The organism is Micromonospora sp. Utrum1 (genome assembly GCF_057197805.1).
Genome location: NZ_CM170071.1, coordinates 3,812,516 through 3,826,433, shown reverse-complemented (window position 1 = coordinate 3,826,433; position 13,918 = coordinate 3,812,516). Strand labels below are relative to the sequence as shown.

17 protein-coding genes are annotated in these 13,918 nt (G+C 69.4%); 14 read left to right on the top strand and 3 right to left on the bottom strand.

Translation table 11 applies throughout. The annotated features are described in order from the left end of the window. Window positions 1-35 precede the first annotated feature (35 nt). The 6 genes from AC0OLQ_RS18005 (at window position 36) to AC0OLQ_RS17980 (ending at window position 5,089) form a co-directional block, all read left to right on the top strand. Window positions 36-1,463, top strand: a complete 1,428-nt coding sequence (locus tag AC0OLQ_RS18005) for a cytochrome ubiquinol oxidase subunit I (RefSeq protein ID WP_484527154.1) — start codon at window positions 36-38, stop codon at window positions 1,461-1,463. Beyond that, entirely contained in the window at window positions 1,460-2,455 is a 996-nt protein-coding gene (locus tag AC0OLQ_RS18000; protein ID WP_484527153.1) for a cytochrome d ubiquinol oxidase subunit II, read from the top strand. The genes AC0OLQ_RS18005 and AC0OLQ_RS18000 overlap by 4 nt, the downstream gene beginning before the upstream one ends. A 235-nt stretch (window positions 2,456-2,690) precedes the next feature. After that, complete coding sequence (locus AC0OLQ_RS17995; protein WP_357345293.1) at window positions 2,691-2,816, top strand: hypothetical protein; 126 nt, start codon at window positions 2,691-2,693, stop codon at window positions 2,814-2,816. A 379-nt stretch (window positions 2,817-3,195) separates the two neighbouring features. After that, window positions 3,196-3,519 (top strand): hypothetical protein, encoded by a 324-nt coding sequence (locus tag AC0OLQ_RS17990; RefSeq protein ID WP_357345295.1) that lies wholly within the window; start codon window positions 3,196-3,198, stop codon window positions 3,517-3,519. Window positions 3,520-3,814: 295 nt separating this feature from the next. After that, window positions 3,815-4,444, top strand: coding sequence for a VOC family protein (locus AC0OLQ_RS17985; RefSeq protein WP_484527152.1), 630 nt, complete (start codon window positions 3,815-3,817; stop codon window positions 4,442-4,444). 198 nt (window positions 4,445-4,642) lie between these two features. Then, window positions 4,643-5,089, top strand: coding sequence for a hypothetical protein (locus AC0OLQ_RS17980; RefSeq protein WP_484527151.1), 447 nt, complete (start codon window positions 4,643-4,645; stop codon window positions 5,087-5,089). On the opposite strand, the gene AC0OLQ_RS17975 is transcribed toward AC0OLQ_RS17980, so the two are convergent. Beyond that, window positions 5,067-5,420, bottom strand: coding sequence for a hypothetical protein (locus AC0OLQ_RS17975; protein ID WP_357345301.1), 354 nt, complete (start codon window positions 5,418-5,420; stop codon window positions 5,067-5,069). The two genes, AC0OLQ_RS17980 and AC0OLQ_RS17975, sit on opposite strands and share 23 nt — an antisense overlap. A gap of 241 nt (window positions 5,421-5,661) precedes the next feature. On the opposite strand from AC0OLQ_RS17975, the gene AC0OLQ_RS17970 reads away from it, so the two are divergent. The 5 genes from AC0OLQ_RS17970 (at window position 5,662) to AC0OLQ_RS17950 (ending at window position 8,408) form a co-directional block, all read left to right on the top strand. After that, entirely contained in the window at window positions 5,662-5,835 is a 174-nt protein-coding gene (locus AC0OLQ_RS17970) for a hypothetical protein (RefSeq protein WP_357345303.1), read from the top strand. A 492-nt stretch (window positions 5,836-6,327) separates the two neighbouring features. Beyond that, complete coding sequence (locus AC0OLQ_RS17965) at window positions 6,328-6,489, top strand: hypothetical protein (RefSeq protein WP_484527150.1); 162 nt, start codon at window positions 6,328-6,330, stop codon at window positions 6,487-6,489. Between the two features lie 4 nt (window positions 6,490-6,493). Continuing rightward, window positions 6,494-6,934, top strand: a complete 441-nt coding sequence (locus tag AC0OLQ_RS17960; protein ID WP_484527149.1) for a hypothetical protein — start codon at window positions 6,494-6,496, stop codon at window positions 6,932-6,934. A 287-nt stretch (window positions 6,935-7,221) separates the two neighbouring features. Beyond that, entirely contained in the window at window positions 7,222-8,040 is an 819-nt protein-coding gene (locus AC0OLQ_RS17955; protein ID WP_484527148.1) for a hypothetical protein, read from the top strand. A gap of 215 nt (window positions 8,041-8,255) precedes the next feature. After that, window positions 8,256-8,408: a hypothetical protein gene (locus AC0OLQ_RS17950; RefSeq protein WP_357345311.1), complete on the top strand. Its 153-nt coding sequence runs from the start codon at window positions 8,256-8,258 to the stop codon at window positions 8,406-8,408. Window positions 8,409-8,855: 447 nt separating this feature from the next. Here AC0OLQ_RS17950 and AC0OLQ_RS17945 read toward each other — a convergent pair whose 3' ends face one another. Then, entirely contained in the window at window positions 8,856-9,935 is a 1,080-nt protein-coding gene (locus AC0OLQ_RS17945) for a DUF5937 family protein (RefSeq protein ID WP_484527147.1), read from the bottom strand. A 130-nt stretch (window positions 9,936-10,065) separates the two neighbouring features. Between AC0OLQ_RS17945 and AC0OLQ_RS17940 the strand changes: the two genes are divergently transcribed. After that, window positions 10,066-11,400: an MFS transporter gene (locus AC0OLQ_RS17940; protein WP_484527146.1), complete on the top strand. Its 1,335-nt coding sequence runs from the start codon at window positions 10,066-10,068 to the stop codon at window positions 11,398-11,400. Window positions 11,401-11,621: 221 nt separating this feature from the next. Here AC0OLQ_RS17940 and AC0OLQ_RS17935 read toward each other — a convergent pair whose 3' ends face one another. Continuing rightward, window positions 11,622-12,260: a class I SAM-dependent methyltransferase gene (locus AC0OLQ_RS17935; RefSeq protein WP_484527145.1), complete on the bottom strand. Its 639-nt coding sequence runs from the start codon at window positions 12,258-12,260 to the stop codon at window positions 11,622-11,624. A gap of 342 nt (window positions 12,261-12,602) precedes the next feature. Here AC0OLQ_RS17935 and AC0OLQ_RS17930 point away from each other — a divergent pair, with 342 nt between their 5' ends. Together AC0OLQ_RS17930 and AC0OLQ_RS17925 are read left to right on the top strand one after the other, a co-directional pair. After that, entirely contained in the window at window positions 12,603-13,142 is a 540-nt protein-coding gene (locus AC0OLQ_RS17930; RefSeq protein ID WP_484527144.1) for a PadR family transcriptional regulator, read from the top strand. A 40-nt stretch (window positions 13,143-13,182) separates the two neighbouring features. Beyond that, on the top strand, window positions 13,183-13,917 hold the full coding sequence (locus AC0OLQ_RS17925; RefSeq protein ID WP_484527143.1) for an ABC transporter ATP-binding protein: 735 nt from the start codon (window positions 13,183-13,185) through the stop codon (window positions 13,915-13,917). Window position 13,918: the final 1 nt, after the last annotated feature.

Below are 13,918 nucleotides of genomic sequence, written 5' to 3'. Positions count from 1 at the left end.
AGGTTTCCGGCCGTCGTCAACGGGTAGCACACGCCATGCCTGGCCTTTCACTGGTGCCCCTCGGCGCCAGCCTCGTGCTCGCCGATCCGGCGCAGCTGCTGCCGGCGCGCGAGCAGATGGCCTTCACGCTCGGCTTCCACATCATCCTGGTGCCGTTCGGGGTGGCCTTCACATTCCTGATGCTGATCGCGAACGCCCGCGGCATCCGCCGGAACGACGAGACTGCGTTGCTGCTGGCCCGGCGCTGGTCACAGGTGGCGGCGGTGCTGTTCGCCGTCGGCGCCGTCTCCGGCACGGTGCTGTCGTTCGAGCTCGGGCTGCTCTGGCCGCGACTGATGGGCAACTACGGCGCGGCGTTCGGCATCCCATTCGCGATCGAGGGTCTGTTCTTCTTCCTGGAAGCGGTCTTCGTCGCCATCTACGTCTACGGGTGGCGGCGGATGCGCCCATGGCCACACTTCTGGACCGGGGTCCCGGTGGTGCTCTCCGGGATCGGCGGCACGCTGTCGGTGGTCGCCGCGAACGCCTGGATGAACCAGCCGGGCGGATTCACCATGCGGGACGGCAAGATCGTGGAGGTCCGCCCACTCGAGGTGATCTTCAACGACGCGTTCTGGTACGAGGCCATCCACATGCTGCTGGCCGCGTACATGGTCGCCGGGTTCGTCATCGCCGGCGTCTACGCGGCCGGGATGCTGCGCGGCCGCCGCGACCGCTACCACCGGCTCGGCCTGCTGATACCGCTGACCGTCGCGGCGCTGGCCACCCCGGTGCAGGTCTTCGTCGGCGACATCGCCGCGCGTGAGGTCTTCCGAAACGAGCCGGCGAAGTTCGCCGCGATCGAGGCCGTCCCGACCACGAGCACCCACGTGCCGGAGGTGCTGGGCGGCTACTACGCGAACGGAGAGACGCACGGCGGCATCAAGATCCCCTCCGGGGGCTCCCTCCTGTCCGGCTACTCGCCGTCCACCCGCATCCAGGGCCTGGACGCCATACCCGCCGAGCTGCGGCCGTCGGACCGGCAGGTCACAATCGTCCACCTCAGCTTCGACGTGATGGTCGGCATCGGCTCCGCGCTGCTGGCCCTCTCCGCCTGGTACGCGCTGGCCTGGTGGCGCCGGCGCGACCTGCCGCGCAGCAGATGGTTCCTACGGGCCACCACGGTCAGCGGTCTGCTCGCGGTGGTGGCGCTGGAGGCGGGCTGGGTGGTCACCGAGGTCGGCCGGCAGCCCTGGACGGTCCGCGGTCACCTCCTCACCCGGGACGCGGTCACCACCTCCGGCAACCTGTGGCTGTTCTTCGCCGCCACCGTCGCGCTCTATGCCGCGGTCGGCGCCACCACCGTGTACGTCCTGCGACTGCTGCGCCGCCGCTGGCGCGACCAGGGCGGGGCTACCGAGACGGACGTGCCCTACGGCCCGCCCCGGTCCTCGGAGTCGGCGCCCACGGGAGGGCAGGCGTGAGTACCTTCGCCGCCGTCGTGTTGTTCATCGGCGTCACCGCCTACGCCGTGCTCGGCGGCGCGGACTACGGTGCCGGCTTCTGGGATCTCACCGCCGGTGGTGCGCGACGTGGGCAGGCACCCCGGCACCTCATCGACCACACGTTGGCACCGGTGTGGGAGGCCAACCACGTGTGGCTGATCTTCTGCCTGGTGATGCTCTGGACAGGCTTCCCGTCCGCCTTCGCCGCGATCATGACCACGCTCTACATCCCGCTGGGCCTCACCGCGCTGGGCATCGTGATCCGGGGCAGCGGGTTCGCATTCCGAAAGGTGGTGGTGAACACCGACCAACAGCGGGCGACCGGGGCGGCGTTCGCCACCTCGTCGGTGATCACACCGTTCTTCCTCGGCACGGTCGCCGGCGGAATCGCCTCCGGGCGAGTGCCCGCCGACGGACACGGCAATCCCGTGACCAGCTGGGTCAACCCGACGTCGCTGCTCGGCGGGGTGCTCGCGGTCGGGGTGTGCGCGTTCGTCGCCGCGGTGTTCCTCACCGCCGAGGCCCGTACCCAGGCCGACACCCGCCTGGAGCGCTGGTTCCGCCGTCGAGCCCAGGCCACCGCGGTGGCGACCGGCGCCGTGGCGCTGGCGGGCATCGCCATCCTGCACGCGGACGCCGGCCGTCTGTTCTCCGGGCTGACCGGCCGCGGCCTGCCCCTGGTGCTGGTCTCCGCGGCATGCGGGCTGGCCAGCATCGCCCTGCTTCACCGGGCCGCGCCCCGGCTGCTGCAGGCGCTCGCCGTCGGCGCGGCCGGCACGGTGGTGGTCGGCTGGGGCGTCGCGCAGTACCCGTACCTACTGGGCACCCACCTACGCATCGACGAGGCCGCGGCTCCCGACGCCACCCTGGCGTCGCTCACCCTCGTCGCCGCCGCAGCGCTCCTGCTCGTCGTGCCGGCCATCGCGCTGCTGTTCGTCCTGCACCAGCGCGGTCGCCTGGACACCGCCTGACTCCGACTCGCTGGTGGGATCAGCGTTCCAGCAGGCAAAACCCATATGACGAAGTGCAAAGATGCGAGTCGATCCAGAGTCTCTGCAGAGGTTCGCTGCAGCGGCCGGCGGGTTTACCGCGTATACGCCTGGTCAGCCCGTCCGCCGCTGTCGGGCAGCGTCGGCGTCTGTGGATGACATTGGCTGTACGAATGGCTGTAGCGGCCTTGGCCGCTGACCTCTACGGTTCCCGACCATGGAGGCCACATTCGCAGCCGTCTTCTTCTACGCGCTGAGCATCTTCGTTCTTTACTGGGTGATCCGTCTAGCGGTCCTGCACGCCATCCAAGCCGCCGACAAGCACCGGCGGGGCGGGGCGTGACGGCTGGGTCCGAAAGTCGGGTGAGGGTTCGAACCTCCGCCGCACTGCTCCCATCCCCCCGCCGAGGGCAAGCAGTTCTGCGGCGCGGCAGCGATCGCCCCAGCCAAACGGCGAGCAACCCCGACGACGATCGTCCCGCCTCAGCCGCCCATTGCTCTTGACGTTCCGCCAGTGCGGCCGGCCGGCACGCCCGCTGCCGGCTGATGGATGAGCTGGCCGCGTCGGCGGTAGCGGACTGGCCCGTCGCGCATCACGCGGACGCTGTCCCGCGCCTTCCGCCGGATGGGCGTGCCAGCCGCTCGATCCACTACGAGGAGTTCGACTTCCGCTGATCCCGGCCTCGGGCACCCGTGCGATAGCGTGTGGCGCCATGGGATCCGTGGACTTGGTCTTGGCCATCGTGGTTGCCGCGGCCAACCTGGCCGTCGCCACCGTGCTGCTCGCCAGGAGCCGTGGCGGCACGGCGGTGCCCCGGATCTTCGGCCGCTCGCAGCCCTTGCCGCGCCTTCGAGCCGCGATGCACGCCTGCCTTGGGCTGGGGGTGGGCGTCGGCTGGCTCGTCAAGGACATCTTCCCACCCCACTCCACGGGCGACACGGTGCTGTTCAACGTGATAAGGGTGCTGCTGGTGGCTGGCCTCGTCACCGCCCTGCTGGTCGCCTTCCGGCACGCGCGACCCATCCGTGACAAGGCCGCCCGCTAGTGCGGTGGCCGCTATGGGTCGGTTATGTAGATGGTCGGCGATGAAGCAAGGCTGGTTTGGGCTGTCCGGCGTGTCTGCGGGCACGGGAACAGCCCGCTGGTCATGCTCGCCCACGCCATCCTCACCATCATCGCCGCCCGAGAACGCAACAACCGCACGATCTTCCTTTCCTCGCCCCAGCGGCATGCTGTGGGCTCGGGCGCTGGTCGAGTCCACGGACACGTCCCAGGTGATGCGGCCCGCCCATCGGCGAGGGCTTGCAGCGCGGTGAGGATCCGCTGTTAGGTTCGCCTGCATGACTGGGCAGATCACGGCTGGGCAGTTCCACGCGGCCGACGGTGTCGAGGACTGGCGCTGCCTCTACCATGTGGTCTCCACCTATTTCCTGACCGGCTCGTTGAACAAAGGCATCGAGCTCGTCGCTGAGATCGGCCGGCTCGCCGACGAGCACGAACAGCAGTACGTCACTATCGACCTGCGTCGCGCCGGCGTTACCGTGAGCCTGGGAGTGCGTCACGTCGCGCTGGCCCGGCGGATATCGGCCGCGGCCAAGCAACTGGACATCCCGGCCGACCCGAGCGCCGTGCAGCTCATCAACGTCACCCTTGACGCGCTTGTCGGTGCGGATGTGCTGCCGTTCTGGCGAGCGCTGCTCGGTTATCGCCAGCTCGGCGAGGACTACCTGTTCGACCCAACGCGTCGCGGCCCCGGCTTCAGTTTGCAGCACATGGATGCGGCGCGCCCACAACGCAACCGCCTGCACCTCGATGTCGCCGTCCCACACGATCAGGCTGAGGCCCGCATCGCCGCCGCCTTGGCTGCGGGCGGCCGCCTAGTCTCCGACGCGCACGCGCCGATGTGGTGGATCCTGGCCGACGCCGAGGGCAATGAGGCCTGCGTCGCCACCTGGGTCGGACGCGAATAAGGGACCCACTCCGGGCAGCAAGGACTAATGGCGCACCGCTACCCCGTCCGCGCCGACCGGCGAACCGAGCATCCGCTTCTGCCGCTGGTCGGTGCGACCGATCGCGCCGGGTCCGGCGAGGAGGGCGGGCTCACGATGCGGCGATTACCGTCGGCCCGTCGATGTTCGGCGATTCGGCTCCTGCCGAGGAACTGCCGGATGACCAAGACTGAAGCGATGTCTCACGATATCGGTGGTGCGCCACGCACCCAGGTAGCAGTCACCGCTCTGCTCATCGTCTCCGGCGTGCTCGTCCTCTTCGTCCCCGCCGGTGACGAGGGTCGAGTCCTCGTGCCGGTCAGCGAAGGCCACGGACTATCCGCCGTAGACGGGGTGGGCGCGGCACTGCTGGCGTTGGGCGGCACCTGGCTGGAAGTGCTCGTGGTACGGCGTCTGCCGTACCTCGCCCTGCCCCCACGGGCCTTGTTCGGACTCGGCCTGCTGGCCGGCCTTGGCATGGGGCTTCTCATCGCCTCGGTCTTTTCCGGATTCTTCTGGTGGTGGGCCCTCGGCGCCGCCGCACTTGGCGTTGCCGTTCTCGTCCTGGCGCCTCTCACGGCGCGCCGGTCCCGCCGGGACCCTCCTAGTCTCCAGGCAAGCCGGTGACCTCGTCACTCTGAGGGTCGTAGATGACCAGGCCGTGCCGCTCCGCCAGGTCCAGGACGACGTCTATCGCCTCGCTGCCCCTCGGCGAGTAGCTGATGTTCATGCTCACGTGGTCGATGCCGACAGCGAGAGGGGCGGACATCCAGGGCGACTCCGGGTCGTACGGCGGATGATCTGGGAAGCGCTCACGCAGTTCCTCGTAGAAGGCGACGATGCGCTGGTCAAGTTCGCCGTCAAGGTGTTCCATGCCGGTGCAGTGATCGGCCATCTGTCGCGCATCGTCTGCCGTCGCGGAAGGCTCGATGGCCAGGACCATGAGATCAAAACTCACGGCTACATGCTCCCGGACCAGAAGCCGCTCCGTCGACCTCTGCCCCACCGTCAGTTTTGCATTGACCGTTTGCGGCGGGGTCGTCGGACCTGCCGTTTTGGCGCGCCCAGGGACCTGCGGTGGCGTCCTCTCGTCCCGAGGATTCGCCGTTGTTGACTGCTGCTGACCGCTTGATCGGGCACGCGACGGGAACGGCTCAACGCGGTAGTTCCCCTTGGGCTGGCTGACCTAGGATCGCGTCGTGACGCACGCCCGCCTCCGCAGGTTATCTGCTCTCGTCGGCTGGGCGCTCTACCTCGTAGCGGGCGTCGGGCTGCTGCTGCACTGGGGGTTCGTAGTCTGGCTGCTGACGGGCGCAGGCATGCTCGCTATCCAGTGGTCGCATGGCTTCGGCCGGCGCAAGTCGTCGCAATGACATAGGGAGCCGAAGCCGATGGAAAACCGGCGCGTGACGTCAAGCGTTTATTGACGCGGTAACGAGGCTGGCTGACAACGGGATGAGGCCGTGGTGGGGATGCGGCGCGTGCACCCCGGGCAGGCCCCTGGCCTGCCGGCAACGCCGGCCCGAGGGGTCGCAGAGGCGAGGTCAGGGGCGGTCCGCAGGGCCGTCGCGCAGCGACGCGAAGCGCCTTTGACCCTGGAGGGGCGGCCCCGCACACTCCGCGCCGCATCCCTACCACGGCCGGCGGTGACTCGCCCTACGGCGCGGCGGTGCGACGGCCGCCGCGCCCCGGCCGGCTGCCGGCCCACCAACTGCCCACCCAACGGCCTATCGCTCTGCGGCGGCCCTCCGGGCTTCCCATTGTCCGCGCCAGCAGCCGAGGGCGTTCGCGGGGTCAGCTGCCGCGGATCCCTGGTCATCGCCGGGGAACGCATCCACGTCGGCATCGCCCACGCCGGATCAACCTTGACCGTCCAAGCCGCCGACACCACCTTCCGCGTCCACGACGGCGACCAGCTCGTCACCGAAGTCGCGCGCACCACCGCCAAGGACATCGCCCGGTTCAAGGCCCGCAAGCCGGAACCAGCCCGACGCACCCCCACAGCACAACCCCCTGTGGAAGTCTGAGCTCATGCAGGCCGCTGCCCCACCTCAGGGAACAATCACGGCCGCCAACAGCCCGGACTGGTCAACCCGGGCCGCCGCAGGACAACAACTCGCCGCCTGGGCCAACCAAGACGACATCGCCGACATCCTCCAGCGGCTCCTCCTCGACCGCGGCGACACCGCCGTCGTCGAAGCGACCTGCCTGGCCCTGCTATGCCGCAACGACATTCACGGCACACGACTCGTCGCACGAGCAACCACCACAGCCCACGATCTCCTGACCATCGGCCTCGACCACCTCGACCACCTCCACAACGCCGTCGTGAACTACCTCCTCCCCGACTGGCTCGGCCAGCTCACCGGCACCGTGGACGACTTCCTCATCCTCTGCAACGCCCTGGCCCAAGACCCCGACCCCACCACAGCAACCGGGGCCAGAGAACTCGCCGGCTGGGCCCGCCCGTAGTTCCGACGACCGAGCAGATCCGCTACCCAGCCCAGTAACAAGATCGTCTAGCCGGACGTGTCACCCACGTCCCGAGACTGATCTGTCACGGACGTCCTGAGACCCGACATCGGCCGGCGGCTCGGCTGTCCTCCGTCGACTGATGCGCGACACTCGTTCGCCAACTGATCTGCGACACCTCAGCGCGCTGATGGCGACAGATTAGTATCGGCCACCGAGCCCTCCGGCTGGCAGTTCGGTGATGGTCGGCGCTAGTGGCTGGCGGTCGGGGAGGAAGGCGAGGGGTCATGCACTCGTGGGGCTCGTTCACACCCGCTCAGCAGACCTTGCTGCGTCGTGCGATGTCGGACAGCTGGCTCGCCGGGACGGTGCAGGTCTACGGGGTGGATCTGCGCTGGGCGGGGGTCGATGGGGCGCCCCCGCCGCGCAGCTATACCGAGCACGAGCAGCGCATGTTGGTGCCGCTGCTCGCCGCGGTGACCACGGATCTCGTCGACCATGGCCTGCTGACCGTCCACGAGTCGGCCGGCCTGGCTCCCTCCGTCTCCGACATGGCGGTGGAGGGCAGCGGCTTGCGCGCGGTCCTCGCGAAGGCGGAAAACTGGCTCTGGTCACCGCATCTGCCATCCCAGTTCCGGTTGTCCGCCCCTCGGTTCGTTCGGGAGCAGTGGTTCGACGAGGCATACCCCACGGCCAACGGCGGCGATCTTCTTCGCTGGGACGAGTTGGACGTAGGTCAGCGCGAGGTCCTGGTCTGCGCCGCCGAGGCTAGCGGGATGCTGACCGGGCCGTTCGGTATCTGGGACGGCCCGCCGGCTGAGCTGGACGCCAGGCAGCGCTTGGATTGGGTCGATCGGCATCTGGCAGTGTTGCTGCCCTTCGTCCGCGATGGCTTGATCGAGGTACGCCGCTACTCCGAGGCTGCCAGCGACGAATTCATGGTCATCGGCGTAGACGGTCTGCGCGACACTCTGACCGATCCCACCCTCTGGCGCAGTGATCTTGATTGGGGCGTCGGAGTGGGATGCGTGTTCACCTACGCCGGACTCGCAGTCTGGCGGGGTGGCTGGAGCGGTGCCTGGAACGCTCGCCTGACGTTCGAGTGACCGCCACGGGTCCGCAACGCCGGCCACAATCGCTTTCGCTTGGTCGGCCGAACTGTCGGGGAACGCATGCATCTCGGCATGACAGGACCTTGCCTCGGCGGCCATCCTGTCGCCCCTGGCTTGCTGGATCTGTCGCACATCAGCTGTCGGATCACACGGCCGGCGGCTCGGCCGGCTGCCCGGACATCCGACTGCACGACCTACGGCACACCGTCGTGTCTCTGCTGATGGAGCTGGGCGGCCCGCCGCACGTCGTCCAGGCCATCGCCCGGCACGCCGATCTGACGATCACCCTCAAGATCCACTCGCACGCCAACCTTGATGTCATGCGGCAGGCGCCCGGGAAGCTCGACGGACGACTTTCGTGACCGCTACTGCTGTCACCATTGCTGTCACCGCCTCGCGGAATGATCTTCTCGGCGCGGTTCCTGCTGGTGGTTTGTGGTGGGCGCGGCAGGTTTCGAACCCGACCGCCGGCGGCCGCGCTCGTCGCGGATCGTTGCTGTCACCGCAACTGTCGATAGCCGTCGCCCGACTCCCACACTGCCAAGGAGATCTCTCGAATCGTCCTGGCCAACGCGGTCGTGACCTCCGGCGACGCGGTCGCACTCCCGCCAGTCCCCGTCAATCACCCAACGTGACCTACCGACCTGGCACGGATCTGGCACGCAGCTCCCCTGTTGTGCGTGGCCGGCCGGCCAACGCTGGCCGGAGGCCGCCAGCAGGTCGGGGCCGGTTTGTGCCCCGGATCCCTCAAGTGGGAGCAATGAGCAACGTCGACCTCGTCATCCTGCCCGCCTACGCGTCCTGGCTGTTCAGCGCCCGAGGACGTCCACCAGTTGCTGCCCCAGGCCGGTGCAGGCCTCCATGTCCAGGCGGTACGTCACGTAGCGGCCGCGGCGCGCCGAGATCAGCAGCCCGGCCGCCTTTAGTACCGCGAGGTGCCTGGACACCTCCGGCGCCGTCACCCGCCAGTAGTCGGCCAGCTCGCCGGTCGTGTGCGGACCTCGGGCGAGCGTGCGGCAGAAACGTAGCCGCAGCGGGTGCGCAAGCGCGGTCAGCCGAGCATCCAGCTCGTCCACCCGCAACACCGGGCGCGGGTCCCAGCCCGGTGCCGGGTACTGCAGCACGGGCAGCCAGCCGGGCGCGTACACGACGGTCATATGCGGTGCGCCGTACGCGCTCGGGATGAGCGTCATCCCGCCGCCGCGACCGTCTGCGGTCTGGTCCTGCAGCTTGTCGATCGTCAGAATGCCGCGCTCGGTGTCGACCCCGATTGCGTGCGAGATCCGGCCGAGGGCGCCGATACCCTCGCGGGCCAGGTCGAAGCGTCGACGGTCGGCTTCCTCGGCGAGCGCTGGGCGGACGCGTTTCCAGACCGTGCCGAAGAAGGCGGACTCGCAGGCGAGCAGAAAGCGTCGTACCCGCTCGCGCTCGGCGGCCGGATCGGCGAGCACCCGCTCGGCCCACGCCGCCTGCCGCGGCCCTCGGGCGCGGGCCGCGGCCAGCGCCCGCTGCCGCACGATCGGGTCACGCAGCGGCGACCACATTCGCGGCGCCGGTGAGACGGCCCGATGGGCGGCGAGCGCCGCAGCGACCCAGCGCTCGTCGTCCAGGCGGTCGACGTCGTCCAGTTCCTCGCGCAGGCTCGGCCGTGGATCGGGCGGGAACAGAAAGTCGGCCCGGCCGGACTGCCAGAGCAGACCGAATTCCTCGAGGTCTGCAGCCAGCTCTGCGGGAAGGGCAGACGCCATCATCGCAACCGCCGCGGCGGTGTCCGGATGATGCTGCGGCTCCGCGAGCACGTGCAGCACCGCGCCGAGCTCTGAGAGCGGCGACGGCGTTATCCGGATCCGATCGGCCGGTACGCCGGCGATGTCGACCGAGGTAACCACAGTACCGATCATGGCAGGGGCCCGCGCCCGGGCAGACCGATTGACGTCGTTTGTCAATCGACGAGGCATGAATTGACGAGGCTGGCCAACCTGCGTCCCTTCGCAGCCGTATGGCCGGACGATCGGAGCCGTGACGACCACCCGTACGACGCTTCGTGAGCTGGTCCGCATCCCGGGCGGCGGCCGCTACGCGCTCAGCGCCACAGTAGAGGCAGCGACCTCCGGGATGCTGCGCCCGTTCATCGTGATCTACGCCGTGCTGATCGGGCTCAGCGCATGGCAGGCCGGTATGACCCTGACCGTCGGCATGCTGGCCGGCCTCGGCGCCGTCCCGCTCGCCGGATGGTGGATCGACCGCGGAGCGCGGCGGGCCCCCGCCGTCGCCGCGCTACTGGTGCGAGCGGTGGGGTCGCTCCTGCTCGCCCTGGTGCCCGGCACCGCCGGATTCGCGATCGGTGCGGTGCTCATCGGCGTCGGCACGCAGATCGCTCCACCCACCAATTCCGCGCTGGTCGCCGCGCTGGCCGGCCCGGCCCAGCGTGCGGCGGCGCTGGCCGCGGGCCGCTCGCTGCGCAACGCCGGCCTGGGCGCCGGCGCCCTGCTCGGCACGGTTCTGGTCGCGAGCGGGCCGGAGGTGCTCCGCTGGCTCGCGCTGGCGACGGCGCTTGGGTGCACGTTCGGCGCGGCGGTGATCGCCCGGGTGCCGCTGCCCCATCAAGATGTTCCGGCCCCCGCCCCGGCTGCGGCAACGAAGGAAGCGCGCGGTGCCGGCCTACGCATCGTTACCGTCCTGGCCCTGGCCGGCATTCCGTACGCGTTTTACGCCGACATCCTCGAGATCGCCCTGCCGCTGCTGCTGGTGCAGGGCCTGCACGCGTCGCTGGCGTGGCCCTCGGGCATCTTCGTCGCCAACACCGTCATGGTGATTGCGCTGCAGCTGGTTGTGGTAGTGCGCCTCGCGAAGCGGCCGCACCGCATCGTGCTCTTCTGGTCCGGCCTGTTGCTCGCCGCCTCCTACCTCGCCTTCTGGCTCGGCGGGGCGACCGGCGGCGGCCCCGGCACGGTGCTCGTCGCGCTGGTCATCGTGCCTTACACGCTGGGTGAGATTCTTTACACCGGCAGCAGCGTGCCGCTGGTGATCGAGTCAGCACCGCCACACCTGATGGGGCGCGCGCTCGCCCGCTGGCAGCTCAGCTACGGCCTGGCCCGGGCCGTCGATCCCATCATCATCACCGGTCTGCTCAGCCTGGGTGCGGCGGCGCTGTGGCTGCCGCTGGCCGCCGCGACCCTGCTGGGCGCAGCGACGGTGCGCCTGGGCACTCGACGGCGTCGTCTGCACCGTTCGCGTGAACAGTCCATGAGTCATGCCGTGGCAGATGGCGGGAGCCCGGCCGTCGATGACCCCCTGACCAAGAGCGTTCACGGTGAGACTGTTACGTCCAAATCTGTGAAAGCCAGGGTCTAGACCCCTCCCGGCTACTCGCAACGTTTGGTCCCGGCTCACCCTGATCGTGAAGTCCTCCGCCACCGCGCCGAGGCCACCGTCCGCTCGGCATGCCGCCGGCGACGCCAGACGGAAGCTGAAGTGCCAAGGCAGTCACTTTGCGTCCGGCGAGCCGCCGGTTCGGCCGATTCGTTGACAGGCTGTCTGGACCGCTCGCCGCTCAGAGTAGGCTCATCGCCTCCTCACCGATGGACGAAGACGAAGCCACCGTCGACGTTCGGGGCCGGGCGATGCAACATCTCCGCCTCAACAGTGAAGCCGGCAGCGTCCAGCCAGGCCGCGACCCGGCCCGGTGAACGACGGTGCACGTAGACATTCATTGGGTGGCCGCCGTAGCCCTCCGTCTTGAGCTTGCTGCTGTCACCGGCATAAAAGCCGAGCAGCAGGGCCCCGCCAGGCCGCAGCACCCGAAAGAACTCGGCGATGACCGTGGGAACCTCATCGTCGGGGACGTGGATCAGCGAGAACCACGCGAGCAGGCCGGTCAAGGAACCATCAGCCAGTTCGAGAGCCGTCATGGAGCCAACCTCGAATCGCAGGCCGGGATGGTCCCGCCGAGCCACGTCGATCATCGCGGGCGACAGGTCGACGCCGAACGCGTCCAGGCCGATGCCTTGCAGGTAGGCGGTGATCCGGCCCGGACCGCAGCCGACATCGGCGACCGGCCCGGGACCCTGGGCATGCACCAGCTCGGCGAAGAGCGCCAGGATGCCCCGCTGAAAAGGCTCGCCGGCGAGGGCGTCCCGCAGCAGGTCGGCGTAGCTGACCGCCACGGTGTCGTAAGAAGTCCGGGTGTCGTCGAGCCAACCGGGAACGCGCATGCGGAGCACGATAGCCGCGACTCACGTGGTGGCGCCGCCTTGGGCAACGCCACCATCGATCCGCGCGAGCGAAACCCTCGTGACCGTCATGTATTTGCAGACCATGATCGCGCAGACGGATCTGCCGCTGACCGCGCGCCCACCAGTCGCTACCGCCCGACTCTGCCGATGTGCGTGCACGTGGCGTCGTTGATCAGCGAGGGCTGTGATCCTCCCCGTCTCTAGCACATCCCCAGGACACATTGAGGTAGGCGGCCGGCTCTGTCTGCTGCGCCCGCCCCGTCCGATTGACAGCGTCATGGATAGCGGTTATCTATTGTTGATCTACGGAGGGTGTGCTGGGTGCAGGACGTGGTGCTGGCGATGCTGGCGAAGGAGCCGGCGTACGGCTACGAGTTGCGTAGCCGGATTCGTGGCGCGCTCGGCCCGCTCGGCGAGGCGATGAACGCCGGGCAGATCTACGTGACGCTGGCCCGGCTGGCCAAGGCGGGGCTGGTGACCTCGCAGCGGGCCGAGGGACTGCCGGACCGGCCGGACCGGCGGGTGTACGCGTTGACTTCGGCGGGGCAGCGGCGGGTTGCCACGTGGCTGGCCGAGGTGAGTTGGCCGAAGCCGGACCTCAGCGAGTTCCATCTCAAGCTGGTGGCCGCCGCTGCCGCCCGGCTGGCCGATCCGCTGGCTCTCGTCGATGCGCAGCGGCGGGAGCTGCTGCGCCGGCTGCGGGATAGCCAGCGGGCTGCGTTGGAGCGGTCGGTGGATCCGGTCGTCGGGTTGTTGTTGGAAGGGGTCGTGCTGCGGCTACGGGCCGACCTGGAGTGGCTGGAAGCGTGCGAACGGATGTGGACCGAACGCGACCGGACTGAACAGAAGGGGAACCGATGACGCGGAGCGAGGGCCGCGAGGGCATGCCCGGTGGTGCCGCATGACCGGGTCGGCGCTGCTACGGGCGCGCGCGGTGACCAGGTGGTACGGCCGGGGAAGCGCACTGGTCCGCGCGGTCGATGAGGTCGACCTGGAGGTGCCCGCCGGGCAGACGCTCGCGATCATGGGTCCCAGCGGCTGCGGCAAGTCGACCCTGTTGCACCTGCTGGGCGGGCTGCAACGCCCGACCGACGGCGAGGTCTGGCTGGCCGAGCATCGGATCGACGGGATGAGCGAGCGCGGCTTGGCCCGGCTGCGGCGGCAACACATCGGCTTCGTCTTCCAGTCGTTCCACCTCATGGACGAGTTGACCGCGGTAGAGAACGTCGAGCTGGCCGCGTTGCTGGCCGGACAGTCGCCGCGCCGGGCTCGGCAGCGCGCCTTGACTCTGCTGGACCGGGTGGGGCTCGCCGACCGCGCCAGGCACCTGCCGTCGGCATTGTCGGGCGGCCAGCGCCAGCGGGTCGCGATCGCCCGAGCGTTGAGCAACGAGCCGCTGGTCGTGCTGGCTGACGAGCCCACCGGGAACCTGGACAGCGCCGCCACCCTGGAGATGCTGCGGTTGTTCGAGGAGCTGCGTACGGCGGGGCAGACTCTGGTGGTGGTCACCCACGACGCGCGCATCGCCGCGGTCGCCGACCGCGTGATCTCCATGCGTGACGGGTCGTTCGCCGACGACAGCCTGCTCGCCGGTACCACCGGCGGCACGGGCACGGTCTACGGCGGGTGGCGCTGAG

Excerpts from the sequence above, each read along its gene's own strand:
- AC0OLQ_RS18005 (WP_484527154.1), top strand. The coding sequence starts at position 36 with ATGCCTGGCCTTTCACTGGTGCCCCTCGGCGCCAGCCTCGTGCTCGCC.
- AC0OLQ_RS17995 (WP_357345293.1), top strand. The coding sequence starts at position 2,691 with ATGGAGGCCACATTCGCAGCCGTCTTCTTCTACGCGCTGAGCATCTTC.
- AC0OLQ_RS17985 (WP_484527152.1), top strand. The coding sequence starts at position 3,815 with ATGACTGGGCAGATCACGGCTGGGCAGTTCCACGCGGCCGACGGTGTC.
- AC0OLQ_RS17980 (WP_484527151.1), top strand. The coding sequence starts at position 4,643 with ATGACCAAGACTGAAGCGATGTCTCACGATATCGGTGGTGCGCCACGC.
- AC0OLQ_RS17960 (WP_484527149.1), top strand. The coding sequence starts at position 6,494 with ATGCAGGCCGCTGCCCCACCTCAGGGAACAATCACGGCCGCCAACAGC.
- AC0OLQ_RS17955 (WP_484527148.1), top strand. The coding sequence starts at position 7,222 with ATGCACTCGTGGGGCTCGTTCACACCCGCTCAGCAGACCTTGCTGCGT.
- AC0OLQ_RS17935 (WP_484527145.1), bottom strand. The coding sequence starts at position 12,260 with ATGCGCGTTCCCGGTTGGCTCGACGACACCCGGACTTCTTACGACACC.
- AC0OLQ_RS17925 (WP_484527143.1), top strand. The coding sequence starts at position 13,183 with ATGACCGGGTCGGCGCTGCTACGGGCGCGCGCGGTGACCAGGTGGTAC.